The sequence below is a fragment of the Corynebacterium sp. LK2510 genome (genome assembly GCF_040946405.1).
Taxonomy (GTDB): Bacteria; Actinomycetota; Actinomycetes; order Mycobacteriales; family Mycobacteriaceae; genus Corynebacterium.
The window spans coordinates 61972-88141 of record NZ_JAYWLR010000002.1 but is presented as its reverse complement, the minus strand read 5'-3'; the positions used below and the strand labels follow the sequence as shown (position 1 = coordinate 88141).

27 protein-coding genes are annotated in these 26170 nt (G+C 66.2%); 8 read left to right on the top strand and 19 right to left on the bottom strand.

What is annotated here, in order from left to right; genetic code table 11:
• Complete coding sequence (locus VVR41_RS02165; RefSeq protein ID WP_321103296.1) at positions 1-240, bottom strand: glutaredoxin family protein; 240 nt, start codon at positions 238-240, stop codon at positions 1-3.
• A gap of 121 nt (positions 241-361) precedes the next feature.
• Here VVR41_RS02165 and VVR41_RS02160 point away from each other — a divergent pair, with 121 nt between their 5' ends.
• Positions 362-1408, top strand: a complete 1047-nt coding sequence (locus VVR41_RS02160; protein WP_368523417.1) for an HAD family hydrolase — start codon at positions 362-364, stop codon at positions 1406-1408.
• A gap of 96 nt (positions 1409-1504) precedes the next feature.
• Here VVR41_RS02160 and VVR41_RS02155 read toward each other — a convergent pair whose 3' ends face one another.
• The 5 genes from VVR41_RS02155 to VVR41_RS02135 form a co-directional block, all read right to left on the bottom strand.
• Complete coding sequence (locus VVR41_RS02155) at positions 1505-1606, bottom strand: 30S ribosomal protein bS22 (RefSeq protein WP_003855542.1); 102 nt, start codon at positions 1604-1606, stop codon at positions 1505-1507.
• 265 nt (positions 1607-1871) lie between these two features.
• The gene (locus VVR41_RS02150; RefSeq protein ID WP_321103384.1) at positions 1872-2063 is read right to left on the bottom strand and encodes a helix-turn-helix domain-containing protein; all 192 of its coding nucleotides are present in this window, start codon (positions 2061-2063) and stop codon (positions 1872-1874) included.
• Between the two features lie 191 nt (positions 2064-2254).
• Positions 2255-3085: a pyrroline-5-carboxylate reductase gene (gene proC / locus VVR41_RS02145; RefSeq protein ID WP_321103386.1), complete on the bottom strand. Its 831-nt coding sequence runs from the start codon at positions 3083-3085 to the stop codon at positions 2255-2257.
• 94 nt (positions 3086-3179) lie between these two features.
• A complete protein-coding gene (locus VVR41_RS02140; protein WP_368523416.1) occupies positions 3180-3923 on the bottom strand; it encodes a hypothetical protein in 744 nt (247 codons plus the stop codon).
• Positions 3923-4912, bottom strand: coding sequence for a hypothetical protein (locus VVR41_RS02135; protein WP_368523415.1), 990 nt, complete (start codon positions 4910-4912; stop codon positions 3923-3925). The genes VVR41_RS02140 and VVR41_RS02135 overlap by 1 nt, the downstream gene beginning before the upstream one ends.
• Positions 4913-4945: 33 nt before the next feature.
• On the opposite strand from VVR41_RS02135, the gene VVR41_RS02130 reads away from it, so the two are divergent.
• Positions 4946-5857: a hypothetical protein gene (locus tag VVR41_RS02130; protein ID WP_368523414.1), complete on the top strand. Its 912-nt coding sequence runs from the start codon at positions 4946-4948 to the stop codon at positions 5855-5857.
• Here the strand turns inward: VVR41_RS02130 and VVR41_RS02125 are convergent.
• The 5 genes from VVR41_RS02125 to VVR41_RS02105 are packed head-to-tail and all read right to left on the bottom strand — an operon-like array spanning position 5854 to position 10953.
• Positions 5854-6543: a response regulator transcription factor gene (locus VVR41_RS02125; RefSeq protein WP_321103393.1), complete on the bottom strand. Its 690-nt coding sequence runs from the start codon at positions 6541-6543 to the stop codon at positions 5854-5856. The two genes, VVR41_RS02130 and VVR41_RS02125, sit on opposite strands and share 4 nt — an antisense overlap.
• Positions 6540-7811 (bottom strand): ATP-binding protein, encoded by a 1272-nt coding sequence (locus VVR41_RS02120; RefSeq protein ID WP_321103395.1) that lies wholly within the window; start codon positions 7809-7811, stop codon positions 6540-6542. Before VVR41_RS02120 ends, VVR41_RS02125 begins: the two co-directional genes overlap by 4 nt.
• A 16-nt stretch (positions 7812-7827) precedes the next feature.
• On the bottom strand, positions 7828-8577 hold the full coding sequence (locus VVR41_RS02115; protein ID WP_368523413.1) for a phosphoglyceromutase: 750 nt from the start codon (positions 8575-8577) through the stop codon (positions 7828-7830).
• 37 nt (positions 8578-8614) lie between these two features.
• Positions 8615-9892, bottom strand: coding sequence for a D-inositol-3-phosphate glycosyltransferase (gene mshA / locus VVR41_RS02110; protein WP_321103398.1), 1278 nt, complete (start codon positions 9890-9892; stop codon positions 8615-8617).
• A gap of 38 nt (positions 9893-9930) precedes the next feature.
• Complete coding sequence (locus VVR41_RS02105; RefSeq protein ID WP_368523412.1) at positions 9931-10953, bottom strand: MinD/ParA family protein; 1023 nt, start codon at positions 10951-10953, stop codon at positions 9931-9933.
• Positions 10954-11181: 228 nt separating this feature from the next.
• On the opposite strand from VVR41_RS02105, the gene VVR41_RS02100 reads away from it, so the two are divergent.
• The 3 genes from VVR41_RS02100 to VVR41_RS02090 all read left to right on the top strand — a co-directional run bounded on the left by VVR41_RS02100 (position 11182) and on the right by VVR41_RS02090 (position 16593).
• Entirely contained in the window at positions 11182-12918 is a 1737-nt protein-coding gene (locus VVR41_RS02100) for a long-chain-fatty-acid--CoA ligase (RefSeq protein ID WP_368523411.1), read from the top strand.
• Between the two features lie 204 nt (positions 12919-13122).
• Positions 13123-14826, top strand: coding sequence for a long-chain-fatty-acid--CoA ligase (locus tag VVR41_RS02095; protein WP_368523410.1), 1704 nt, complete (start codon positions 13123-13125; stop codon positions 14824-14826).
• A 39-nt stretch (positions 14827-14865) separates the two neighbouring features.
• On the top strand, positions 14866-16593 hold the full coding sequence (locus VVR41_RS02090) for a long-chain-fatty-acid--CoA ligase (RefSeq protein WP_368523409.1): 1728 nt from the start codon (positions 14866-14868) through the stop codon (positions 16591-16593).
• Here VVR41_RS02090 and VVR41_RS02085 read toward each other — a convergent pair.
• The gene (locus VVR41_RS02085) at positions 16590-17651 is read right to left on the bottom strand and encodes a UDP-N-acetylmuramate dehydrogenase (protein ID WP_368523408.1); all 1062 of its coding nucleotides are present in this window, start codon (positions 17649-17651) and stop codon (positions 16590-16592) included. The two genes, VVR41_RS02090 and VVR41_RS02085, sit on opposite strands and share 4 nt — an antisense overlap.
• On the opposite strand from VVR41_RS02085, the gene VVR41_RS02080 reads away from it, so the two are divergent.
• Genes VVR41_RS02080 through VVR41_RS02070 form a run of 3 tightly spaced genes read left to right on the top strand, consistent with a single transcriptional unit; the run spans position 17640 to position 19761 of the window.
• Complete coding sequence (locus VVR41_RS02080) at positions 17640-18131, top strand: DUF2505 domain-containing protein (RefSeq protein ID WP_321103408.1); 492 nt, start codon at positions 17640-17642, stop codon at positions 18129-18131. The two genes, VVR41_RS02085 and VVR41_RS02080, sit on opposite strands and share 12 nt — an antisense overlap.
• Before the next feature lie 27 nt (positions 18132-18158).
• Complete coding sequence (locus VVR41_RS02075; RefSeq protein WP_368523407.1) at positions 18159-18971, top strand: class I SAM-dependent methyltransferase; 813 nt, start codon at positions 18159-18161, stop codon at positions 18969-18971.
• Positions 18972-18978: 7 nt separating this feature from the next.
• Positions 18979-19761, top strand: a complete 783-nt coding sequence (locus tag VVR41_RS02070; RefSeq protein ID WP_321103412.1) for an LmeA family phospholipid-binding protein — start codon at positions 18979-18981, stop codon at positions 19759-19761.
• Positions 19762-19769: 8 nt separating this feature from the next.
• On the opposite strand, the gene VVR41_RS02065 is transcribed toward VVR41_RS02070, so the two are convergent.
• The 7 genes from VVR41_RS02065 to VVR41_RS02035 all read right to left on the bottom strand — a co-directional run bounded on the left by VVR41_RS02065 (position 19770) and on the right by VVR41_RS02035 (position 26148).
• The gene (locus VVR41_RS02065; RefSeq protein ID WP_368523406.1) at positions 19770-20321 is read right to left on the bottom strand and encodes a hypothetical protein; all 552 of its coding nucleotides are present in this window, start codon (positions 20319-20321) and stop codon (positions 19770-19772) included.
• Between the two features lie 7 nt (positions 20322-20328).
• On the bottom strand, positions 20329-20643 hold the full coding sequence (locus tag VVR41_RS02060) for a DUF2516 family protein (protein WP_409338259.1): 315 nt from the start codon (positions 20641-20643) through the stop codon (positions 20329-20331).
• Positions 20644-20696: 53 nt separating this feature from the next.
• Positions 20697-21413, bottom strand: a complete 717-nt coding sequence (locus VVR41_RS02055) for a CGLAU_01105 family protein (protein WP_368523405.1) — start codon at positions 21411-21413, stop codon at positions 20697-20699.
• Positions 21414-21439: 26 nt separating this feature from the next.
• On the bottom strand, positions 21440-22732 hold the full coding sequence (locus tag VVR41_RS02050) for a DUF445 domain-containing protein (RefSeq protein WP_368523404.1): 1293 nt from the start codon (positions 22730-22732) through the stop codon (positions 21440-21442).
• A 114-nt stretch (positions 22733-22846) separates the two neighbouring features.
• Entirely contained in the window at positions 22847-23218 is a 372-nt protein-coding gene (locus tag VVR41_RS02045; RefSeq protein WP_368523403.1) for a hypothetical protein, read from the bottom strand.
• A 93-nt stretch (positions 23219-23311) separates the two neighbouring features.
• Positions 23312-24061, bottom strand: coding sequence for a succinate dehydrogenase/fumarate reductase iron-sulfur subunit (locus VVR41_RS02040; RefSeq protein WP_368523402.1), 750 nt, complete (start codon positions 24059-24061; stop codon positions 23312-23314).
• Entirely contained in the window at positions 24061-26148 is a 2088-nt protein-coding gene (locus VVR41_RS02035; protein ID WP_368523401.1) for a fumarate reductase/succinate dehydrogenase flavoprotein subunit, read from the bottom strand. The genes VVR41_RS02040 and VVR41_RS02035 overlap by 1 nt, the downstream gene beginning before the upstream one ends.
• Between the last annotated feature and the right edge of the window lie 22 nt (positions 26149-26170).

Below are 26170 nucleotides of genomic sequence, written 5' to 3'. Positions count from 1 at the left end.
CTAGCCCAGCTCGGCGGCGAGGGCGTCGTTGTCGACCTCCCAGCACGCGAACTCCTCACCGTCGATGACCACCACGGGTACCCGGTCGCCGTACTCCATGGCGAGTTCGGGGTCGGGTGCCTTGTCGACGTCGACAAGCTCGAGGCTCGCCCCATGCTTATCGACGACCGGCCGGATCTGCTCCGCCACTCGCGCGCACGAACCGCACGTGGCGCGCACCATGAGCTGCACTTTCCGCATTATTCCTCCACGCCCCTCGATACTGCGGTCAGGTCTCCCGCCGAGGCGAGCGCTCGGGCGGGTGACGAATTACGATGAACAACGCTACTCCCCCACCTCCCCACGAAAGGCTGAGTCCCTTATGAGCGCGGAATTCGGTCCCCTTCCCGGCAGCGAATTCCTCGCCCACTGGTCGGCCTCACACGGCAACCTCCGCCGTTTCTTAGAGGACACCGCGCTGCCGCCGCTGGGCAGTGATGCCCAGCGCGCCGCCGGTGAAGCCGCCGCCGCTGTCGCTGTGGAGGAGACCTTTGGCATCAGCTTGGACCAGTTCAGCCTCGGCGTGGACTCCGTCGGGGGTGCCTTCGCCTCCGCCGGCGCATCACGGGTCACCGCCCCGGACCCCGATATTCCGCAAGATGCGCAGGCCGCGGCGTTTTTCGACATCGACAACACACTCGTTCAGGGCTCCTCCCTGGTCCTGCTCGCCGCCGGTCTGGCGCGCCACCGCTTTATCACCCTGCGCGAGCTCGCGCCCGGTTTGATCAAGCAACTGCGCTACCGGCTCAGTGGTGCGGAGAACCCGCAGGACATCGCCAAGGGCCGCGAGCACGCGCTGAGCCTGGTCAAGGGCAAGAGCGTCGCGGAACTGCGCCGCCTGTGCGCCGAGATCGTCGACCAGCAGATGCTCGGCAAGGCCTACCAGCCCACGATCGACCTGGCGGCCATGCATATCGCCGCCGGGCAGCAGGTCTGGCTCGTTTCCGCCACCCCGGTGCAGATTGGCCAGGCACTCGCCGAGCGGCTCGGATTCACCGGTGCCCTCGGCACCGTCGTGGAGGCAGACAACGGCGAGTTCACCGGGCGCCTCGTCGGCGACATCTTGCACGGCCCCGGCAAGAAGCACGCGGTGGCCGCGCTCGCGGCGATCCAGCGCCTCGACCTGAGCCAGTGCACCGCCTACTCCGACAGCATCAACGACATCCCCATGCTTTCGATGGTGGGCACGCCGGTGGCCATCAACCCCGACCGCGCTCTGCGGGCCCACGCCCTGCAGCGCGGGTGGGAGGTGCGCGAGTACCGCTCTATCCGGCGCCTGTCCCGCAACCGGGCGATCCGCGTCGGGCTCGCCGCCGCAGCTGCCGTTACCGCCGGGGCCTTTGCAGCTCGCGCCGTCCAGCGCCGCTAACCCTGAGACCGCGCTTTCGCCCTTTGCCGAGAAACGACAAGACCCACACCCTTTTCGGGGTGTGGGCCTAGTCCGAAGGCTCGCGCCTGCTGCCGCTTACTTGCCGAGCTTACGACGCTGGACGCGGGTGCGGCGCAGCATCTTGCGGTGCTTCTTCTTGGACATGCGCTTGCGACGCTTCTTGATGACTGAACCCATTAGGTTTCCTCATTTCGATCGTTGTGTACGTACAAAACCTGCCGGCAGGCGGTAACGCGCACGGATCAAGACCCAGCGCTCGTCTCAGGCGGAACGCGGGAGGTGCACACTCCCAGCGCTCACTCCGCCACCAGCATGAATGTTCCCAGCATACCGGCACGGCATCGGCACACCAAAAACCGCACCGCCCTCGCCTGCTTCTCAGCGTGGCGGGGGCGGTGCGGTTGGGCCAGGTCCCGGGGGCACGCCCCGGGGCCTGTGCGATCTACCCGACGTCGTAAACCGACGAATCGAGGTATTCGTTAACCGCCTTCTCGTTCACACGGAAGGAGCGGCCCACGCGCACGGCGGGGAGCTCACCGGAGTGAACGAGGCGGTAGACCGTCATCTTGGAGACGCGCATGATGTCTGCGACCTCGGCGACGGTCAGGAACTTGCCCTTATCTTCTTGAGACATAAATAAATTAACCCTTCAAGCACGGTCGCGCTGTAGGCTTCCCCTCCCACAGGACGATCACGCACGTGCTGGAACCAGCCTAGCGTGAACGTTGGGCGCGGTGCGACTCAAGTGTCAAAAAATTTGCAGAGTTCTCTCAGTTGACGCACGACGGCGCGTGTGACAGATGCGCCCCACTGGGACAACGGAGACTATTTGCCCAGTTCACGTGCGCGGCGCGCGCATGCATCGGTCGCGCGGTACATCGCGCCCCGCAGACCGGACTCCTCCAGCTCACGGATCGCTGCGACGGTGGTACCCGCAGGAGAGGACACCGCGTGGCGTAGCTCAGCCGGGCTCGATTCCCCCGCCAGCATCTCACCCGCGCCCGCCGCAGTTGCGGTTGCGAGCTTCACGGCCGTCTCGCGCGGCAGACCGAGGGCCACGCCGGCGTCGATAAGCGACTCGGTGAGCAGGAAGAAGTAGGCGGGCCCGGAGCCGGACACGGCCGTGGCGGCGTCGATAAGCGACTCGTCGATGCCCACGACCTCGCCGGTGGCTTCGAGCATCCCCGCGATCTGCTCGCGCTGGGCGTCCTCCACGAACCGGCCGAAGGACACGAGATGGACACCCTTGCCCACCAGCATCGGGGTGTTCGGCATGACCCGGGCCACGGGCGTGCCCGCCGCGCAGACCGCGCTTTCCATCGCGGTGAGCGTGATGCCCGCCGCCATGGACACGAGCGCGGTGGACGTCTCGTTGCGCGCGATCGTCTCACCGATCTCCTCGATCACGCCAACGACCTGCTTCGGCTTGACGCACAGGAACACCACGTCGGCGTCCGCGGCGGCTTCGCTGTTGTCGCCCGTTGTGAGGATCCCGTAGCGCTCGGTAAGCTGCGCGCCGCGCTCGGGAGTGCGGTTCGTCGCCGTGATCCGCTGCGGATCAACCCCGGCGGCCACGAGCCCGGAGATGAGCGCCTCGCCAATGTTTCCCGCGCCGATAACGGCAATCTTGTCTGCGTTCAGGTGTGCCTTAGTCATGCCCCTAACAGTGCCACACCAGCGCCACACCAGGCACACAAAAACGCGCCACCCAGCGGTTCACGACCGGGGGTGGCGCGTAGCGGAGACGACGCTAGACCAGCAGCGCCGGACCGAAGGCCATGACAGCGGCGGCGACAGCGGCCAGCGCGGTGGTCAGACCGTCGCGGCCCGTCTTGAGCGCGCGCACGCCACCGATGACGGCAGCGACAGTCGCCAGCGCGAGCAGCGCCGCGATGATGGTGGACAGGTTCGCCCACACCCACTGGAACGCCATAAAGCCCAGCACGCCGAGCACGAGGCCAGCAAAGACGAGTAGCACCAGCAGGATCGGGTTGATCGCCGCTGTGTCCTCCTCGACGAGCTCTCGTTTCTCGACGCCCCCCTCATCACGACGCTCGTCCTCACTGCGCAACTCCCCGAACTCGTCCAGGGCCCCCTCCTCGACGCGGCCGGTGCGCGCAGGTTCGCGCAGCGGAGCGTCGACGCGGCGCAACACATCCGTCTTGTCGTTATCGACGTCGCGTGCCGGCTCAGCCGTCACTGCTGCAACATGCGGGGTGAACAGGGACTCGACCGGCTCCTTAGGCTCTTGGTGAGCGGCCGCCGGCGCGGCGGGCTCAGCGGGAGCAGCAGGGGCATCAATGGGAACGCTCGAGTGCTTTGACTCCACCGGGCGCGCGTCGACGCGCTTCATCGAACCGGTCAACTCCGCGACAGAGACGCCGCCGTCCTCGAGGCTGCGGCGCCTGCGGGGGCGGGAGTGGCCGGCGTCCGAGGGTTCCTTTCCCGCCCGGGCGAGGAGTTCGGCAACAGTGAGCTGCTTTCCCTCAGTCATCAGCGGTCATCTCCTTGGTCTGCGTCGGTTGCGCGGGTGTGCGTCGACGGTCCTATGGGCCCGAGGTGGCCCTGATCAATCCACCGCAGGACCACGCCTTCACGCAGAGCCCACGGACAGATGTCTAATTTATCAAGATTAAGCGCCCTCATGGCAGCTTCCGCAACCAGGGCGCCGGCGACGATCTGGTGGGAGCGGTCCGAGCTGATGCCTTCGAGCTCCGCGCGGTCGGCCGCGGTCATGCGGGAGATGAACGCGATCAGCTGGCGCAGGCCCGGCGCGGTCAGCGAGCGGCGCACGAAAGGACCAGCTGAGGAGGGTGCCGCACCGGTGAGGCGGGCAAGAGTCCGGAACGTCTTGGAGGTACCGACGGCCAGGCCCGTCTCACCGAGCGCGCGGAACTCCTCGGCCGGTCCGGCCAGCTCGGCGTCGATGTAGTCGCGCAAAAGATTGATCTTCTTGCGCTCTGGCGGATCGGTGTCGAACCACTGGTGGGTGAGGCGCCCGGCGCCGAGTTCCAGCGAGGTAGCCAGATCCGGTGACTCTTCCACGCCGCTGGAAATCTCCAGCGAACCGCCGCCGATGTCGAGGTTGGTGATCCGCCCCGCGGACCAGCCGTGCCAGCGGCGCGTGGCGAGGAACGTCAGGCGCGCCTCCTCGATACCAGAGAGGACTTGCAGTTCCACACCGGTTGACTTGAGAACCTTCTCGAGCACCGCGTCGGAGTTGTTCGCCGAACGCACCGCGGAGGTCGCGAAAGCAAGGAATGCCTCGCACTTGAGGTTTTCGGAGAGGTCCTTGGCCTCCTGGACCGTGTCCACGAGCTTTGTCACGCCCTTGTCCACGAGGTTGCCACGCTTGTCCAGCTGCTCAACAAGCCGCAGGGGACGCTTCCAGTCGCTCATCGGGGTGGGCCGTCCACCGCTGCGGGCATCCACCGCCACGAGGTGGACGGTATTGCTGCCTACATCTAATACACCTAGTCGCACACCCTCACATTAGTGGGTCTACCGTACTGAGGTGTGAATCAACAACCCCCTAACCCGGTGCCGCTGGGCTTCCCGGCTACCTCTCCGGCAGGCAAATCCATCGCGGCTGGGCGGGAGGTTGAGCCGGATTTCCCCCGCGACTGGTTCGAGTTCATCGACCCCGACGACCCGACCCACTACTTCTCCATCGACCTGACCTGGGCGGAATCGACCTGGTCGTGCCGTTTCGGCACGCCGCAGTGCCACGGTATCGACGAGTCGATCCCCGCGGTCGGCTGCTGCATCCACGGCGCCTACCTCGCGGACGAGACCGATCGCGACACCGTCTACAACGCGGTGGCCGACATGCCGGCGAAGTACTGGCAGCTGCGCCCAAGCGACGTTGACAGCTTCATCGCCAACGCCGACCCCATCGAGCTTGAGCCGTGGCTTGAGTGGGACGACACGGAGCCCGAGGACGACGGCCCGCACTTGAAGACCAAGCTTGTCGACGGCGCCTGCATCTTCGCCAACCGCGCCGATGCCGCCACAGGTCCGGGCTGCGCCCTGCACCAGTGGGCGATGGCGTCGGGCAGCCCGATCGTGGGCTCCAAGCCGGAGGTGTGCTGGCAGGTGCCGTTTTCCCGGGAAGATGCGTGGCAGGAGCGCCCGGACGGGGTGGACATCCTGCGCACCACCATCGGCGAATACCACCGCCGCCAGTGGGGCGGGGGCGGCGAAGACTTCGACTGGTGGTGCACCGCCGCGCCCGAGTGCCACACCGCGACCGCTGATGGTGCGATACCGGTGTGGAAGTCGATGAAAAGCGAGCTCATCGCCCTGATCGGCGAAAAGCCTTACGAGGTGTTGGCGCGCCACTGCGCGGCCCGTGCGGGCCTGCCGGACGAGGCGCGCTCGGCGCACCCGGCGACCACCCAGGCACGCTCGCTGGAGGAGGGCCGCTAGGCCTCGAACTTGTAGCCGAGCCCGCGGACTGTGACGAGCTGCGTCGGGTGCGACGGCTCAGCCTCGATTTTCGTGCGCAGGCGCTTGACGTGCACGTCGAGGGTCTTGGTGTCACCGACGTAGTTCGCGCCCCAGATGCGGTCGATGAGTTGGCCACGGGTGAGCACGCGGCCGGCGTTGCGCATGAGGTACTCGAGGAGGTCGAACTCTTTAAGCGGCATTGGGACCGGGTCGCCGTCGACAAGCACTGTGTGCCTCTCGACGTCCATCTTGACCCTGCCGGCCTCGATAATCTGGTCGTCGAGGGCGCCGTCCTCCTCGACCTCGGGGCCGCGGCGCAGCACGGCGCGGATGCGCGCGACGAGTTCGCGGGTCGAGTACGGCTTGGTCACATAGTCGTCCGCACCCAGCTCAAGGCCGACGACCTTGTCGATCTCGGAGTCACGGGCCGTGACCATGATGATCGGCACGGAGGAAACGGCGCGCAGGCGGCGGCATACCTCGGTGCCACTCATGCCAGGGAGCATGAGGTCGAGCAGAACCAGGTCGATGTCGCCTTTCTGGAACTCCTCGAGCGCCGTCGGACCGTCCCCGGCCACGGCGGCGTCAAAGCCCTCCTTGCCCAGCAGGTAGGCCAACGGATCGGCGAGGGATTCTTCGTCCTCGACAATGAGAATCTTCGTCACTGGTCTTCCTTTTCTTTTCGACGGCCCGCTACCCGCGTCACGGCCTTGCGCAGCCCCGCACCAGGTTCAACGGCCTCGTCCGCGTCGAGCTGCTCAGAGGCGGCTGTCCCCTCGTCGGATGCCAGTGCCTTCGGGGTGTAGATAGGCAACTCGATCGTAAACGTCGAGCCGGTCCCGAGCCGGGACCACAGCTTGATATTACCGCCGTGGTTCATCACGACGTGCTTGACAATCGCCAGTCCGAGGCCCGTGCCGCCCGTCGCCCGCGAACGCGCCTTGTCGACGCGGTAGAACCGCTCGAACACGCGCTTTTGATCCTCCGGTGCAATTCCGATGCCACGGTCGGTCACCCGAATGAGGACAACCGAGTCGCGCACCACCTTCTGTGTGATGCTCACGGGCTGGTTGTTCGGCGAGTAATCGATAGCGTTGGACACAAGGTTGGACACCGCCGCGGTCAAAAGCGACCGATCGCCCAGAACGGAAATGTCCGTCGGGGCACCACGGGTCAACTCGATCTCGCGGTTGTCGGCAGCGACCTGGTTGCGCTGAATGGCGGCCTCGATGACATCGTCAACACGCACCGCCGCCATATCCGGCAGAGCCTCGGCGCCTTGCAGCTTGGACAGGGAGATCAGATCGGTGATCATCTCGCCCATCCGCTTGGCTTCCTTGGACAGCTTGTTGCCGAAGTAGGTGACCATGTCGGGGTCGGTCGGGTCCTGCAGCAACGCCTCAGCCAGCAGCGAGATCCCGCCGACCGGCGTTTTCAGCTCGTGAGAAACGTTGGCAACGAAGTCGCGGCGCGCCGCTTCCATGCGTACGTTTTCTGACTCGTCAGTGCCGTAAACGACCACGAAGGAGTTATCGCTGAGCGTCAGCGGCTTCACCAACGCAGACACATTGTGGATGCGACTGCTGGTGGTGCGCTGAGGCAGGTCAAGATCCAACCTGCGCCGCTCAAGGTCGGAGAAGACCTCCTCGGCCACCTTCCACACCTGCGGGTTGAGGGTGCGGTCGTGCACGAGCGCCATGTCGTGGGCGCGGGCGTTGGACATAATGACACGGCCGGAGCGGTTGATCACGGCGATGCCAGATGGCGAGCCCTGTACCACCAGGTGTAGGACCTGGCCGATCGTGGACACCTTGGCGCCGTCATCCTCGCTGCGAGAGCGGCGTCGCTCGCGCCACCGCCCGGTGCGCTGCAGCAATGGCACAGCGAGGACGGTGAGGACGACACCGAGGACAAACGCGAGTACGGGGGACAAACCGGTAATGGGGGTGCTACTTGGCGTTGCCCTGGTTTGCCACCGCCGCCGCGCCCGCAGCCGCTGCCTCGGGGTCGAGGTAGGTGCCACCCGGGTTGGTCACGCGGCCAGCAGCATCAAACTCGTAGACGAGCGGCATGCCGGTCGGGATGTTGAGCGCGGCAATGTCCTTGTCAGAGATGCCGTCGAGGTACTTCACCAAAGCGCGCAGGGAGTTGCCGTGTGCGGCGACCATCACGTTCTTGCCGGCGAGGACCTCGGGCAGGATCACGTCGATGTAGAAGGGCAGGAAACGCTCCACGACATCTTTCAGGCACTCGGTGCGGGGCACCTCGGGCAGGAAGGAGTAGCGCGGATCATTGGTCTGGGCGTACTCGTTGTCCACGTCGATCTGCGGCGGCGGGGTGTCGTAGGAGCGGCGCCACTCCATGAACTGCTCCTCGCCGAACTGCTCGCGGATCTCGGCCTTGTTCAGGCCTTGCAGCTTGCCGTAGTGGCGCTCGTTGAGGCGCCAGTTGCGCACGACCGGGATCCAGTGGCGGTCGGCGGCGTTGAGGGCAATGTTCGCGGTGCGGATGGCGCGGCGCAGCAGGGACGTGAACAAAATGTCCGGTAGGACGTTGTTCTTCACTAACAGCTCGCCGGCGTTGACGGCCTCTTTCTCGCCCTGCTCGGTCAAGTCGACGTCGACCCAACCAGTGAACTGGTTGGACTTGTTCCACGCGCTCTGGCCGTGGCGGACCAAAACTAGCTTTCCGTTTCCCATGTCATTAGCATGCCACGAACCCGCCGGGCCTGCGCCGTTATCCCCCGAAGGGGTCGCGCTCGTTGTTGCCCGGCGCGTAGTGCTCCACCGTGTCGCTGTAGATCGACTCCAGTCGCTCGGCCGCGGCGGCCCAGCTGAAACGCGCGGCGTGGGCGACGGCGGCCTGGCCCATGGCGATGCGGCGGGTGTCGTCGACAAGCAACTCGCGCAGCGTATCGGCCCAGTCGTTCGGGTCGTGTCCGGTCACCAACGCACCCGTCTCCCCTTCTGCCACGGTCAGGGGCAATCCACCGACGCGCGCCGCGACAACCGGCGTTCCCGTCGCCTGTGCCTCGACGGCGACGAGACCGAACGACTCGTTGAAGCTGGGCACCGCGACCAAGTCGGATGCCTGGTAGACGCTGACGAGTTCCTCCGGGGGGCGCGGTCCGAGGAAGCGCACGCGCCCGCCGAGCCCCTCCTCGGCGGCGAGCTCGCGGTAGCGCTCAATGCTCGCGCCGCTTCCCGACGCCCCACCGCACAGCACAAGCCGCACCGGCATATCGGGCTCGCGGCGCACGAGCTCACCCACGGCCCGGATGAGCACCTGCGGGCCCTTGAACTCCTGGAGACGGCCGACGAAGGTGACGACCTTGGCATGCAGCGGCAGGCCGAGCTGGCGGCGGGCCAGCTCGGTGTTGCGGTTCGTACCGGGGGTGAACAGCGCCGTGTCCGCGCCAGGGGTGACCACGGCGATCTTGTCCGGCTCGACGTCGTAGTGGCGCGCCAGTTCGTCGCTCTCGTTGGCGGTGTTGACCACGAGGCAATCGGCGTTGTCGACGAGCTGCTGCTCGCAGATGCGGCGCGCCTCGCCCTCGGCGGTATCCGAGGCCGAGCGGTGGGCGTTCTTCACGGCCGCCCACGTATGTCCTGTGTGCACGAGCGGGACCCGGGCGAGGTCGGACAGCAGCCACCCCACCTGGCCGGAGAGCCAGTAGTGGGAGTGGAACAGGTCGTAGCCGCGCTCGCCGTCGAGGCCGTTTTCCCGGGCGAACTGGACGACGCCGCCGGCGAACGCGGCGAGCTGGGTGGGCAGCTCTTCCTTGGTCAGCCCCTCATAGGGCCCGGCGACGATGTTGACCACGCGCAGGTTGTCCGCAACCTGCACGATCTCCCCCTGCCGAGGGCGTGACGCGCGGGTGAAGACGTCGACGTGGACCCCGCGGCGGGCGAGCTGCGTCGCCACGTTGAGGACGTAGACGTTCATCCCGCCCGCGTCACCTGCACCCGGCTGTTCCAGCGGGGAGGTGTGCATGGAGATCATTGCGACGCGCATGCGCCCAAGTCTACGTCGCAACCATCTCCTACCAGCTCCTACCAGGCGGCGTGGCGGTGCCACGAGCTGAAGTCCGCGGCGACGCTGGCGGCGAGCTCGCGGTAGGCGTCATGCGTGGCGGACGAGAGCCGGGACATGTCCACCACCGAGCCCTCGGCCAGGTGGCGGTCGTAAGGAATGGTGTGCACCGCCCTCGTGCGTGCCGCGAAGTGCTCCGCGACACGGGCGATGTCCACGGTGGGCTTGCCCGGGGCGGCGGCCGAAATCACCACGACAGCGTTGGCGGCCAGTTGGTCGTAGCCGTGGAGGTTGAGCCAGTCGAGGGTCGCGGACGCCGATTGCGCCCCGTCGAGGGCAGGCGAGGTCACCAGCACCAGCGTGTTGGCCAGGTCGAGCACGCCCGCCATCGCGGAGTGCATCAGGCCCGTGCCGCAGTCGGTGAGGATGATGTTGTAGTGGTGCTGCAGGATGTCCACCGCGCGCCGGTAATCGGCCTCGCTGAACGCTTCGCTCACGGCGGGGTCGCGCTCCGAGCCAATCACCTCGAGGCGCGAGGTGGCTTGGTGGGTGTACGAGCGGACCTGCGGATAGCGCGAGGTATCAGGGGCGCAGAGCAGGTCGCGGATGGTCGAGGGCGCGGAATCGACCGCCCGCTGTGCGAGCGTGCCGAGGTCCGGGTTGGCGTCGATGGCGATAACGCGATCGCCGCGCTGCTGGGCGAACACCCCGCCGAGCCCAACCGTGGTCGTCGTCTTGCCCACCCCGCCTTTAAGGGACATCACGGCGATGCGGTAATCGCCGCGCAGCGGGGCACAGATCGCCGCGTTGAGCTGTTCCTCGCGCTGCTCGCTAGCCGAAACCCCTGGGTTGATCCGCCCCCGCGATGCCGCGTGCACCAGCTTGCGCCAGCCCGTGGTCGGCGCGGCTTTCACCGGGTTGACCAGTGTTGACTGATCCAACCCCGGGTCGAGCCCCAGATGGATCTGTGCGGGCTGCCCGGCGCGCTCGGGCTGGCGCGCGGCCGCCTCGGGCACCGTCGATGTCGGAACGTGCGTGTTCATGGTCTCTCCCCCAGTGGTGTGCCTGATCCCCCTTGACGCCACCCACCCCTCGGCACGCAGGGCAGGCGACGGCTGTTGCTACAGGTTTTACACGAGCTCCGGCGCACCGCAACCGGAGCGAGAATGACTCGCACCTCACTTTGCGTCATTAATGTGATGCATGACACTCATTTTCTGGTTATGCTCGCTTTCAATGAGTCGTCGATAAGCGATAAGGAGACTTTTTCAATGGGAGCCTTCGATAACAAAGCGTGGCTGCAGCACTACGCGCGATGGACGCCCCATGAAATCGACATGGGCGACGACACCCTCGTCGACGTGTACGAGCGCAACCTGGCCAGGCACTCGAACCAGGTGGCGACCTGGTTCATGGGCCAAACCATGACGTATGCGGACCTCAACGAGCAGGCGAACAAGCTCGCCGCGGGCCTGCAGGAGCTCGGCGTGACCAAAGGCGACCGCGTGGCAGTCATGCTGCCGAACTGCCCGCAACATGTCGTCGCGTTCTGCGCGATCATGCGCCTCGGGGCGATCGTGGTAGAGCACAACCCGCTCTACACAACCTCCGAGCTCACGCCCCAATTCCAAGACCACGGCGCGAAGGTCGCCATCGTCTGGGACAAGGCGGCTGAGACGGTCTCCCCCATCCGCAAGGAGGCGCCGCTGTCAACGATCATCTCGGTGAACATGATCGACGCGATGCCGCTGCCCTACCGCCTGGCGCTGAAGATCCCCGTCGGCCCGCTCAAGGAGATGCGCGACAAGCTCTCCGCGCCTGCGCCCGCGACGATGGCGTGGGACACCGCACTGATTGATAGACAATTCCAGCCCTGCGAGGACATCACCCAAGACGACACGGCGGTCATCCTCTACACCTCCGGAACGACCGGCCCGCCCAAGGGCGCGCAGATCACCCACGGCAACCTCAACTCCATGCTGAAGTCCGGCTTGCTCTGGGTCAAAGACTTGGGCAAGGAGCGCGAGAAGGTACTGGCCATCCTGCCGCTGTTCCACGTCTACGGCCTCGCCCTTAACGTCGGGCTCGGCATCGGCATCGGCGCGGAGATTATCCTGGTCCCGGCACCCGAGCCGAAGCTGATCGCCATGGCGCTGAAGCGCAACCCGCCCACCTTCTTCCCGGGCGTGCCCACCTTGTACGAGAAGATTGCCGAGAGCGCGCTGGCCAACAACAAGCGCTACCCCAGCATCCGCAATTCGTTCTCGGGGGCATCGACGCTGCCAACCACGACGATTGAGAAATGGGAATCGATTACCGGCGGAGTGCTCGTGGAGGGCTACGGCTTGACGGAGACCTCGCCGATCCTCACCGCGAACCCGATGGACGGTAACCACCGCCCCGGCTACATCGGCTTGCCCTTCCCCAACACTGATATCCGCATCGCCAACCCCGACAACCTCGACGAGACGATGCCCGACGGCGAGCCCGGCGAGCTCGTCGCCCGCGGCCCGCAAGTGTTCAAGGGCTATCTGAACAAGCCGGAAGAAACTGAAAAGGCGTTCCACAACGGCTGGTTTCGCACCGGCGACATGGCAGTGATGGAGCCGGACGGGTTCATTCGCCTGGTCTCGCGCATCAAGGAAATGATCATCACCGGCGGTTTTAACGTCTACCCGGACGAGGTCGAACAGGTGATGAAACAGCACGAGGACATCGAGGACATCGCTGTGGTCGGCCGGCCCCGCCCGGATGGTTCCGAGGACGTCGTCGCCTGTGTGACTCTGCGCGAGGGCGCGGTCATCGAGTCCGACGCATTGCGCGAGTTCGCCAGGGAGCGCCTCACCGCCTACAAGGTGCCGCGCACTTTCTACCACTTCGAAGATCTCACCCGCGACATGACGGGAAAGATTCGCCGCCGCGAGGTGCAGCAGACACTCATCGACATGCTCGACAACGGCGACGACACCACCGTGGGAGATGGTGAGCCTGCGGTCGTCGAAAAGTGATGCGTGCGGGCTTCACTGCCGACACCGCCGGCCGCGGAAATCTCTGGCCTGCGGCATACCCACCGTATACTTGCGCCACGCAACTGTTAGGTCGGTGCAGCTAAGCACCATTGCTCAGCATCACCGACGCACACTTCGTGCATGATCCGTGCACGCCATGGAAGCAACAGCGACAACAAAGTACTGAGAAAGGGACCCGCCCGTATGGGAGCGTACGAAGACAAGGCCTGGCTGAACCACTACGCCGAGTGGACTAATCCGCACCCGGAGCTTGGCGACGACACCCTCGCCACCCGCTTCGCGGACTGCGTCGACGCCCACCCGACGGCGAAGGCGACCTGGTTTATGGGCGCGGAGCTGACCTACCGCGAGATTGACAAGCAGGTCAACCGCATCGCCAACGCCCTGAGCGAGCACGGCGTGGGCCCCGGCGACCGCGTGGTGATCGCGCTGCCGAACTGTCCGCAGCACGTCGTCTCTATCCTGGCGATCCACCGGCTTGGGGCAACCGTCGTCGAACACAACCCGCTCTACACCGCATACGAACTCGAGTCCCAAATCAAGGACCACGGGGCGCTCGTGGCCATCGTGTGGGACAAGGCCGCGCCGGTGTACAAGAAGCTGTTTGAGAAAACACAGCTGGAGACGGTCATCACCGTCAATATGATCGACGCGATGCCGTGGCACCTGCGCACGCTGCTCAAGTTGCCAGTCGGCCCGGTAAAGAAGAAGCGCGACGAACTTACGGCCCAGGCCCCCGGCACCATCCCGTTCGCACAGCTTCTCTCCTCCCCGGACACCCCGCGTATCAGCCCGGTAACCCAGGACGACATTGCGTTCATCCTCTACACCTCCGGCACCACCGGTGAGCCGAAGGGCGCTCCCCTGACGCACGGCAACCTCAACGCCAACCTGGTCGGCGGTCTTGAGTGGCTCAAGGGCTGGGGCGACACCGACGAGCGCGTCCTCGCCGTCCTGCCGCTGTTCCACGTCTACGGCCTACTGCTGAACTTTTCACTCGCGCTAACCGAGGCCGCGCAGATGGTGCTCGTCCCGGCACCGAAGCCGGAACTGATCAACTCCGCGATCGAGAAAACCAAGCCGACCATGCTGCCGGGCGTGCCGACTCTGTATGAGCGCATCGCCTCGTGGGCGCTGGAGAACAACAAGGACGTCTCCTCCATTCGCAACGCTTTCTCGGGCGCTGCGACGCTGCCGACGACCACCCTCGAGCTGTGGGAGAAGGCAACCGGTGGCCGCCTCGTCGAAGGCTACGGCCTGACCGAGACGGCCCCGATCCTGACCGCGAACCCGATGGATGGCAACCACCGCCCGGGTTACATCGGCGTTCCGTTCCCTGACACCGAGATCCGCATCGCCAACCCCGACAACCCGGCCGAGACCATGCCCGACGGCGAACCCGGCGAGCTGCTTGCCCGCGGCCCGCAGGTCTTCTCCGGATACCTGAACAAGCCGGAGGCTAACGAGAAGGCCTTCTTCGAAGACTGGTTCCGCACCGGCGACATGGCAGTGATGGAGTCCGACGGTTTCATCCGCCTGGTGGCACGCATCAAGGAAATGATCATCACCGGCGGCTTCAACGTCTACCCGGACGAGGTCGAGCAGGTCATGAAGCAGCACGAAGACATCGACGATATCGCCGTCGTCGGCCGGCCCCGCCCGGACGGCTCCGAAGACGTCGTCGCCTGTGTGGCGCTGCGCGAAGGTGCTCCGCTCGATCCCGAGGGTCTGCGCCAGTTCGCCCGCGAACGCCTCACCCCCTACAAGGTGCCGCGCACCTTCTACCACTTCGAGTCTCTCGAGCGCGACCAGACGGGCAAGATCCGCCGCAAGGCCGTGCAGAAGATTCTTCTTGAGATGCTCGAAAGCGGCACCGCGAAGCACTAGCCAGCCAAAAGGGCTGCCAGAATCCCTATACTCGGCAGCATGTCTTCCACCGATGCTCAGCAGCCCGCACCCTGGTTGGCGTACTACCCGGAGTGGACAATGAATCAGTCGCTCGAATACGGGACCGTCACACTGGGGCAAATCTACGAGGACAATCTGTCGAAGAACGGCGATAAACCAGCGACATGGTTTTTCGGCCGCACCCAGACCTACGCCGAGTTGGACCGCGAGGTGCGCCACGCCGCGGCCGGCTTAAAGGGCCTCGGCGTGCGCCCCGGCGACCGCGTGGCGATCCTGCTGCCGAACTGCCCGCAGCACGTCGCCGCGTTCATGGCCGTCCAGCTCCTCGGCGGCGTCGTGGTGGAGCACAACCCGCTCTACACTGCGGCTGAGTTAAAGCCGCAGTTTAAAGACCACGGCGCGCGCGTGGCCATCGTGTGGGACAAAGTCGCCGACACCATGGAGAAGCTGCGCCCCGACACCCCGCTCGAGACTGTGGTCAGCGTCAACATGACCAAGGCGATGCCACGCCTGCAGCAAATGGCGCTGCGCTTGCCGGTCAAGAAGCTTCGCGACGCCCGCAACAAGCTCACCGGCCCAACAAACAACACAGTCGCCTGGGAAACGCTCACCGGGCTCGCTATCGGCGGCGCGGGAGCAGACATCACGCTTCCCGAATCCGTCACCCCGGAAGACCCGGCGCTGATCCTCTACACCTCAGGCACGACCGGCAGGCCCAAGGGCGCGGTGCTGAGCCACCGCAACCTCATCGCTAACGCGCAGCAGGGCGTGGCCTGGGTCAAAGAACTGCAGGAACCGAACCAGCGCATGCTGGCTACCCTGCCGTTCTTCCACGCGTACGGCCTGACGTTCTCGCTGACGCTGACTTTCCTCATCGGCAGCGAGGTCGTGCTCCTGCCCGCCCCCGAGATGAACCTGATCATGGGCGCTTTGAAGAAGCACACCCCCACCTTCGTGCCGGGCGTACCGACGTTGTTCACGCGCATTATCGACGAAGCCGAGGCAAAGGGCATCGACCTGTCCGAGGTGAAGATCGGCTTTTCCGGCGCGTCCTCCCTGCCCGGCGAGATCATCGCGCGGTGGGAGGCCATCACTGGCGGCCACCTCGTGGAAGGCTACGGCCTGACCGAAACCTCCCCCATCTTGGTGGGCAACCCACGCAGCGCGGACCGCCGCCCCGGCTACATCGGCATCCCCTTCCCGGACACCGAGATCCGCATCGCCAACCCGGAAAACCTGGACGAGGACATGCCCACGGGCGAGGCCGGCGAGCTGCTGGCCCGCGGCCCGCAGGTGTTCTCCGGCTACTTGCACAACGAGGAAGCCACCGAGGCAGCCTTCCACGATGGATGGTTCCGCACCGGCGACATGGGCTTTATGGAGGAAGACGGCTTTATCAAGCTCGTCTCCCGCATCAAGGAGCTCATCATCACGGGCGGGTTCAACGTCTACCCGCAGGAGGTTGAGGACGTCGTCCGCCAGCACCCAGACGTTATCGATGTCGCCGTGGTGGGCCGGCCGCGTGCCGACGGCTCCGAGGATGTGGTCGCCTGCGTCACCCTTCGCGAGGGTGCCCCGCTGGATCCCGAGGGGCTCAAGGAGTTCGCCCGCGAGCGGTTGACCCGCTACAAGGTGCCGCGCACCTTCTACCACTTCGAGGAGCTCGCCCGCGACCAGCTGGGCAAGATCCGCCGCCGCGAGGTCCAGGCGGACCTGCTCGAGCGCCTGGGCGCGAAGGAGAGTTAGGCCGGCCCAGCCTCGTCGATGCCCACGCCCACCCACACGGGCTCGGGTGTCAGGCGCACGCCGAAGCGCTTCTCCACGCCGTCTCGGACCTCCCTGGCCAACGCCACGATGTCGCCGGCCGTCGCCGCGCCGCGGTTGGTCAGCGCCAGGGTGTGTTTGGTGCTCAGCCGCGCCGGCGCGCCCTCGCCCGGGTAGCCACGGGGGAACCCGGCGCGCTCGATGAGCCACGCCGCAGACAGCTTCTCGCGCCCGTCGGGCTGCGGGAAGCGCGGCATGCCGGCCTCCCCCACCGCGGCGTCGATGGTGTCTGCGACGGCGGTGTCCACCACCGGGTTGGTGAAAAACGACCCGGCGGACCACGTGTCGTGATCGCCTTGGTCGAGCACCATGCCCTTCGCCCGGCGCGTCTTAAGCACGTTGGCGCGGGCCTCGGCGAGGGTGAGGCGCTGCCCGCCGAGGTGGCGCAAGGGCTGCGACAGCTCGGTGCGCTCGAGGCCCAGCTCGATTTCGAGGACGACGGCGCGGCCGGTGAACTTGAGGTTGGAGTAGCGGTACGCCAGCTCCAGCGACTCCGCGGGCACCCACTCGTCGGTGTTCGTCTCGCGATTCCATAGGCGCACCCGCGTGAGCACCTCGCCCACCTCGGCGCCGTACGCGCCAACATTTTGCACCGGGGTCGCGCCCGCGGAGCCTGGGATGCCGGAGAGGGTCTCAATGCCGCCCAGGCCATGCTCCACGGCGAAGGCGACGACGTCGTCCCACACGGTGCCGGCGCCGACGCGGAGGGTGGTGTCGTCGATAAGCTCGATGCCCACGTTGCCGGTGACGACAGCCGTGAGATCGAGCTCGCCGTCGGCGATGACGAGGTTGGACCCGCCGCCGACGATGAGCTGCGGGGTCCCTGCCGCGTCGAAACGCTGGACCGTCGCCGCTATCTCCTCGGCGGTGGTGCAGCGGATCACATCGCGCGGCGTACCGCCTACGCGCAGCGTCGTAAGTTGGGCGAAAGATGTATCAGACACGGCATCAACGGTAGTCTGGAGCCCATGACTGCACATAGTGAAACCACCGTGACGATCAACCACCCCGCCGCTAAGGTGCACCAGGCCTTCAGCACGAAGGAGTACTGGGAGTTTATCGCGCAGACTCTTTCCCCGGAGCCCGGCGAGCTCAACGAGTTCACCGGCGACACCGCCACCCTCTTCGAGATCCTCCCGCAGTCCATCCTCCCGGATGCGGCGCAGGCGATGATTTCGCAGGACCTGAAGCTCAAGCGCGTGGTCACCATCGGCGCGCTCGATGGTGAGGCCGCGCAGCTGTCCTACACCGGTGACGTCAAGGGCACCCCGGTCGACTTCTCCGGCACCATCGCTCTCGCGGGCGCTGGCGAGACCACCACCCTGACCTACGACAACGAGGCAAAGGTCAACATCCCGTTCATGGGTGCGGCGCTGGAGCCGAAGGTAGCCGAGGCCCTTGAAGAGATCTTCACCAACGAGGGCAAGCTCACCGAGCAGTGGATCTCCGAGAACCTGTAGTTCTCCACACTTCACTTCCCTTTCTCCATGGCCGACCACGCCCACAACCTGCGCGCGCAGACCGGGCCTGGTCGGCCGTTTGGCGTGATCACCCGCGGTACGACCGGCCACAACCGCCTGCGCCGCTGCGACCGGTGGCTGTGCTACAACCCGCAGGTGCAATCCCTGCTGCGCTCCGCCGAGCGCCCGCTCGCCCTTGATGTCGGATACGGCGCCTCCCACACCACGACGGTGGAGTGGGCGCGGTGGCTGCGCCAGATCACCCCGACAATCGAGGTCGTGGGCTTAGAGATCAACCCGGAGCGGGTCCTGCCGCCGCGCGACGGCGTGCGCTTCGAACTGGGCGGATTCGAGCTCGCCGGCTACAGCCCCCACCTCGTGCGCGCCTTCAATGTCCTGCGCCAGTACGACGTCGCGGACGTGCCCACCGTCTGGGAGACGGTCTGCTCGAGACTGGCACCGGGGGGATTCTTCATCGAGGGCACCTGCGACGAGCTAGGGCGGCGCACCACGTGGGTGCTTCTCGACGCCACCGGACCGCGCTCCCTTCACCTCTCCTGGGACCCCGCCGACGTCTCGACCCCCTCCGACGTCGCAGAGCGCCTACCCAAGGTACTCATCCACCGCAACGTCCCCGGTGAGAAAATCCACGCATTGCTTAACGACGCCGACGCCGCCTGGAGCAACGCCGCCGGGTGGGCACCCCACGGCCCGCGCGTGCGCTGGGCGCACGCCCACGAGGAGCTGCGCGTGCGCGGCTGGCCCATCCACCCGGTGCGGCGCCGCCTGCGCGACTGCACCCTCGCGGTCGATTGGGCAGCCGTGGACCCCGAACTATGATGGGCGCATGCGTACCGCCTGGAAAGTCATCGTCGGGATCCTCGCCGCACTGCTGATCCTCCTGCTCGTCGCGGAGTTCGGCCTGCGCGCCTACATGGCCAACGAAATCCGCTCCAGCATGGCCGCCGAGGCCCCGGACTCCGTCGCGGTGCAGGCAGACGACATGGGTGTCTCTTTCGGGCCCAGCCCCCTTACCCTCGGCTTGGCCCGCGGCGTCGTTCCCCACGTCACGTTGGATACCCCCTCCACCCTGGCCATCGAGGGCGACAGCTTTGCCGGGAACCCCGCCACGACAATCCAGGTGGACAACCTGCGCGTCGACAACGGCCGCCAGGTCGCCGAGCAGCTCACGCTCAACACCCAGCTTCCCGACGACTTCGTCCGCGTCATGCTGCAGCAGCAGCTTAGCGACGCCCTCAGCCAGGCCGGTGACGGCCGCGCGTCGTTCCTCGACGGGATCATCACCGTCTCCGATGTCACGTCAAACCCCGAAACGGGCACCTTCACCATCGGCTTCAGCGGTGGTGCTGCCGGCCTGGAGCTGCGCCCGGAGATGCGCGACGGCAACCTCACCTTCCAGGCGGAGGCGACGGAGCTGTTCGGCTTCGCGATGCCCCAGTCAGTCACCCAGGGCATCTCGAGTGCTCTCGAGACCGGCGTGGAGGAGTCCGTCACCGGCCAGCTGGAGGTCCGCGACTTCACAGTTGGCGCGGGCAACCTCGACGTCACGCTCAGCGGCAACGACGTCGACATGGCGCAGCTGTCGCGCAGCGCGCCTGCTACGTCCTAGCCTTCGCCTTAGCCAGCCGATACGGCGCGGAAGGGCCCGGAAGTAAAGACGCGGCTCGCGCCCGCGTCCAGCGCGGCGATGACTGCTTCCAGCGACGGTGCCACCCCGACGACACTGATGGGTAGAGCGGTTTCCGGCAGTGCGCCTGACGCGCTGACCGCCACGAGATCTGCGCCGGCATGCTCTGCGGCGGCTGCGGTCGCGCTGGCACCGGGCCCGCTCACGAACACCCCCAGCAGCGTCGGTGCGGTGACCGCCTGCCGCACCGCGACGATGTCCGCGAGGATCGCGTTGGCATCTAACGCCCCATCGACGCTGAGCCACACCTCTCCCGCCCCGGTCTCGGCGGCTAGGCGTGCTTCGGCGGCCTTGATCACGCTGTGGTGGCGGCCAGTGGGCCACCCCACCACAGAGATCACGGGCCCGGACACGTTCCGCGCGTGCGTAATGTGCGTCGGCTCCACGACAGCGCCAGCACCGCCGCCGCCCACATCAAACGGAGGCTGGCCACCCAGGAGGGAAATCCCCACCCGTGTGGCCAGCCACTCGAGGTCGTTCACGCGCTACCTACCACCCGTAGTTGCCGCGGATAATGTTGTTGAGCTGCGGGCGGACGTCGAAGAAGTAAATGCCGATCGCCACCGCGCCGAACCACGCGAGGAACGGGAACTGCAGCAGGCTCACCACCGTGGCACCGGCCAGGATCGCAACCCACGTCCACTTTCCCTGTCGGTTGCCCGCATCGTAGGCGTCATCACGGGTCGTTGCCGCGAAGAAGATACCGACGAGACCAGCAACACCCACGACCAGGAACAAAAGCCTGTGCAAGTACAGGGGCAGTGTCAAGAGGGTGGGAATGAGTCCCAGGCTCGCATCGATCACGTGGTGTCCTCGCTGTCAGTGTGTGGTGGCGGTGGCGTACTCAGGCGTCCCGCTTAGTTGCTGTCGTCTTTGGAGACGACCTCTCCGTCGACAACCTCGGCGTCCGCGGCGTCCTCCGACTCGGCGTCTTGGCCGGACTGGCCAAGCTGGTCGGTCACCTTAGAGATGAGGCCCTCGAGGCGGGAGCGCAGGTCGTTGACCGCGCCCTCGGCGTCCACGTCCGCCTCTTCGGCGCGGTTACGGATGCCAGCCACGGCCTGGTTGAAGGTCTCGCGGACCTCGGCGACTGCGTCTGCAAAGGCATTCTTTGCGTCGTCCGTCTGGCCGGAGTTCAGCGTTGCGTCGCCTGCGCGGGTCAGCGGGCCGGCGAGGGAGCGGAAGATGCCCTCAGCGTCGGAGGCGAAAGACGATGCCGCGGAACGGAAGTCGCGGTCGTTGTCGGCGGAGCTGAACTCCGAGCGTGCACGGTCGACGGCCGCCTTGAGCTGCTGAGCCACAGAATCGTTCGCGGACGCTTCCTCGCCCTCGGCGGCGGAACCGCGCTCCTCGCGGAGGTTGTCCACGAAGTGGGAGGCGACGCCACCCAGCGACCAACCAGCGGCGAGCCATGCCTCGCCGATGCTCTTTAGGTTGTCCATGAGGGAACCCTCGCTGGCAGCCTCAGAAGCGGCCTCAGAAGCGGTCTCGTGGAAATCCGCGCGCGGCGCGTCCGCGGCGTCCTCGTCGAAGTTGCCGGTGATGTCGTTGTGGGGTGTGTAGTCAGAAGACATGTGCGTTCATCCTTAAAAGCCGTTGGTTAATAAAAAAGTATCTGAGAAACAGTGTAGATAGTTACACCGGCCAGCGCACCGACAATGGTGCCGTTCAGGCGGATGAACTGCAGGTCTTTGCCCACCATGAGCTCGATCTTGTCGCTCGCCTCGTTGCCGTCCCAGCGCTGGATCGTCTCGGAGATGATCCCGACGATTTCCCCTGCACCATTCTCGGCGAGGAAGCGGGTGGCGCGGCGCAGGTTGCGCTCGGCGGCGGAGCGGACCTCGGGGTCGTCGACAAGCTTGGCACCCCACTCGTGGCACAGCGCGACGATCTTGCGGCGCAGCGGGGAATCGGGATCCGCCGCCGCGGACGTCAGCGAGTTTGAGACCTGCGCCCAGACCCCACCCGAGATCGTGGAGACGGCCTGGGAACCGAGAATGTCGTCCTTGACCGCCTCGACACGGGCGATCGTCGCCTCGTCGTGCTGCAGGTCGTGGGCGAACTGCGAGATCACCCTGCGAATCGCATGGCGCGCCTCGTGGTCGGGGTCCGCGTCGACCTCGGAGACGAAGGCGACGAGCTCGCGGTAGACCCGCTCGCCGACGAGGTCGCGGGCGAACTTCGGTGCCCACGTGGGCATGCGGTCGTCGATAAGTGTGATAACGGCGTCCTCCATGCCGAGGACCTTGCGGCGGGCCCAGGCCACGGCGTCGTCGACGAGCGGCTCGACCTTGCCGTCGGCGATTAGACCGGTCAGCACTCTGCCCAACGGCGGACCCCACTGCGGCTCCGCGGCGCGGGTGACGACCTGTTCGCGGATGAATTCCTCCGCCTGCGCCGCATCCACGTTAGATACCGCGCGGTGGATGAACCCGCCCGCGCGCTCCGACACGAGCTCGGCGTTGCCCGGCTGCACCAGCCACACGCCTGCCCGGCGGGGCACGTCCGCGGCGGCAACCTTATCGGTGATCGTGTCGGCGTTGAGGAAGTTCTCGCTGACGAACTCACTGAGAGAATCCGCCACCTGATCTTTCTTCCGCGGGATGATCGCGGTGTGCGGAATCGGAATCCCCATGGGGTGGCGAAACAGCGCGGTGACCGCGAACCAGTCCGCGAGCCCGCCGACCATGCCCGCCTCCGCGGCGGCGCGCACGAAACCTACCCAGGCGGGTGCGGTGCCCTGGGCCTGCCACCACGAGCAGCCCAGGAAGATGATCGCCATGACCCCGAGAAGGCTGGTCACGAAGACCTTGTGGTTGCGCAGTGTTCTGCGCCGTTGGGCCTCGGTGTCGGGGCCACTGGGAACGGGCAGAGCGAGGGCGTGCTTCGACATGCCCTTGATTAAAGCAGGCGCAGTCCAATCGCAGGCGAAGGCAGGTGGAGCAACGACAAACTCCCCGCCCCATACGGGGCGGGGAGTTGATCCCGGCGGCGCGACGGCCGCTGCCTAGTTAATGCGACCGGTGCGCTCGCGGTACTCCTTGTAACCGCGGCGGGCGATGGCGATGCAGACAAATCCGAGAATCAGGGTGATCGCCACCTCGGCGAGGCCGAGGAAGAGTAGGCGGTCGCCCAGGTTCTCCTGGGTGCCGGTGCCCCAGATACGTGCGCCCAGGCCCCACACCGCGAGACCGATGCCGAACAGCGCAGACAGGATAAAGCCCATACCGAACCAGAGGGTGCGGGTCTGCAGAGAGGAGTGCGGGGCACCGAGGGAGACTGGGTCGTAGCCCTCGATGTACGCGTCCTCGATGCGCGCCTCGTAGTTCGGGAAAGACTCGTTGCGAACGTCAGCTACGGAGTCGTGGGAGTACGCCATGTCACTCGTTTCCTTTGTGTGCCTAGAACAGGTGGGATCTAAAGTCGGTGGAGACCGTCTGGGTGCCATTATACGACACCCAGACCAGCCCCTTTAGTCGTCGTTGCCGCGGAACGCCGCGCGAGCGCGCTCGGCGTTGATGGCGCCGACTGCGTCGAGCGGAATACCGGCCGGGCAGACATCCGCGCATTCGCCGTAGAGGGAGCAGTGGCCGAAGTTAGTCTCCAGCTCGTCCACCATCTGGCGGGCGCGTTTGCCGCGCTCCTGCTTGCCCAGGGGAAGCAGTTTGAGGTGCTTGAGCTTCGCGCCAGTGAACAGGTGGGCAGCACCGTTCGGGCAGGCCGCGACACAGGCGCCGCAGCCGATGCAGGCCGCGTAGTCGAGCGCGAGCTCGGCGTCGTGGTGGTTGACGTGGAGCGTGTCGGCGTCGGGGGCGGTACCCGCGTGGACGGAGATGTATCCACCCTGCTGCATGACGCGGTCGAGCGCGGAGCGGTCCACAGCGAGGTCCTTGATCACCGGGAACGCACCGGAGCGGAACGGCTCGATGCGCAGGGTGTCGCCGTCGTTGTAGTTCACCAGGCGCTGCAGGCAGGCCGTGGTGTTCTCGCCAGCACCGTGCGGGCGGCCGTTGACGGTCACACCACAGGTGCCACAGATGCCCTCGCGGCAGTCAGAGGCGAAGGTGAACGGCTCCTTGCCGGCCTCGACGTAGTTGTTGTTCACGTGGTCGAGGAGCTCGAGGATGGACATCTGCTCGACAGCGTCGTCGACCTCCACGGTCTCGTAGCTGCCGTCGGTATCGGGTCCGGCCTGACGCCAGATCTCAAGTGTGAGTTTCATTACTTGTAGTTCCTTGCCATCAGAGGGATCGAATCGAAGTGCAGGGGTTCAGCGTGGCGGATGAACTGGCCCTCGCCGGCCGGCTCCCACGCGGAGACGAAGCACCAGTTCTCATCGTCGCGCTCGGCCTCGCCGTCCTCGGTGAGGTGGTCCATGCGGTAGTGCGCACCGCAGGACTCGTCGCGGTCGAGGGCGTCGACGCACATGAGCTCGCCGAGGTTGATGTAGTCAACCAGGCGCAGTGCGGCCTCGAGGGTCTGGTTCATGTCGTTCGGGGAACCCGGGATAGAAATGTTGGTCCAGAAGTCCTGCTTCAGGGCAGCGATCTTGCGCAGGCCCTCCTGCAGGCCCTCCACCGTGCGGGCCACACCGCAGTGCTCGTAGAGGATGTCGCCGAGCTGCTCGTGGAAGTACTCCGGGCCGTGGGGCTCGGGGCCGCGAACGCTCATGAGGCGCTCGATCATGTCCTGCGTGCGCTGGACAGCGCTGAGAGCCTCCGGCGAGTCCTCCGCCGGAGCCTCCTCACCGAGGCGGTTGGCGAGGTAGTTCGGGATGGTGAACGGCAGGGTGAACCAGCCGTCGACAGATGCGGACAGCAGCGAGTTCGCGCCCAGGCGGTTCGCACCGTGGTAGGTCCAGGAGCACTCACCGGCGGCGAAGAGGCCGTCGATCGAGGTCATTTCGTTGAAGTCCGTCCACAGACCACCCATGGTGAAGTGCACGGTCGGGGCGATGCGCATCGGGGACTGGTAGGGGTCTTCGCCCGTGGAGTCCTCGTACATCTCGAACAGGTTGGAGTAGCGCTCGCGGATGGTGGCCTCGCCCAGACGCTGGATGGCGTCGGAGAAGTCCAGGTATGCGGAGTTGCGCAGCGGGCCCACACCGTAGCCGGCGTTGAGCTGCTGGGAGATCGCGCGCGACGCGACGTCGCGGGGAACGAGGTTGCCGAAGGCCGGGTAGCGGCGCTCCAGGAAGTAGTCGCGCTCCTCCTCCGGAATGGAGTTCGGGTCGCGGTCGTCTTCCTTCTGCTTCGGCGTCCAGATGCGGCCGTCGTTACGCAGCGACTCCGACATCAGAGTGGTCTTCGCCTGCCACTTCGCGTTGACCGGCAGACCGGTCGGGTGGAACTGGATGAAGCACGGCGACGCCAGGTAGGCGCCGCGCTCGTAAGCGCGCATCATGGCGGAGGCGTTGGAGTTCTTCGCCAGCGTCGTCTTGTGGTACACGTTGCCGTACCCGCCGGTGGCGAGCAGGACAGCGTGGCCGGTGAACGGGGTGATCTCGCCGGTGATGAGGTTGCGGGTGACAATACCCGTGCAGCGCTTGGTGCCCTCGTTCTCGCTGACGATCAGGTCCATCAGGTCGTGGTGGGTGAAGATTTCCACGTTGCCGAGGTGGATCTGGCGCTGAAGTGCGGACGCCGTGGACAGCTGCAGCTGCTGGCCTGTTTGTCCGCGGGTGTAGTAGGTGCGCGAGACCTGCACGCCACCGAAGGAGCGGGTGGCCAGGGTGCCGCCGTACTCGCGGGCGAACGGTGCGCCAATGGCGTTCATGTGGTCGATGACGCGGACTGACTCGACGGCGAGGCGCCAGCAGTCGGACTCGCGGCAGCGGTAGTCGCCGCCCTTGACGGTGTCCTTGACGTGGCGGTATGCGCCGTCGTTGTCGACCTTCTTGCCGCGGGCGGAGTTGACGCCACCCTGCGCTGCGATGGAGTGCGCGCGGCGGGGCGCGTCGTGGTAGGTGAAGACCTTGACGTTGTAGCCGAGCTCGCCGAGTGCGGCCGCAGCGGCGCCGCCGGAAAGGCCGGTGCCGACGACCAGGACGGTGAACTTGCGGCGGTTGAGCGGGGAGACCAGGTTCATGTGGTCCTTCTGGTACTCCCACATGTCCTTCATGCGGACCTCGTCGCGGTTCGGCTCTGCGTTCTCGAGGATCAGGCCCGGGGTCACACCGGGTACCACGGACTGCGGCTGGCGGAATTCCTTGGTTCCGGTCGCTGCAGCGGTGTCAGTGTGTCCCGCGTCGACGGTCCCGGCCGAGTAGGCGGTACTTCCCGGGCTCTGCTGGTTTTGGGGGGTAGTCATGTGATGTTCTCCTAATCAACCG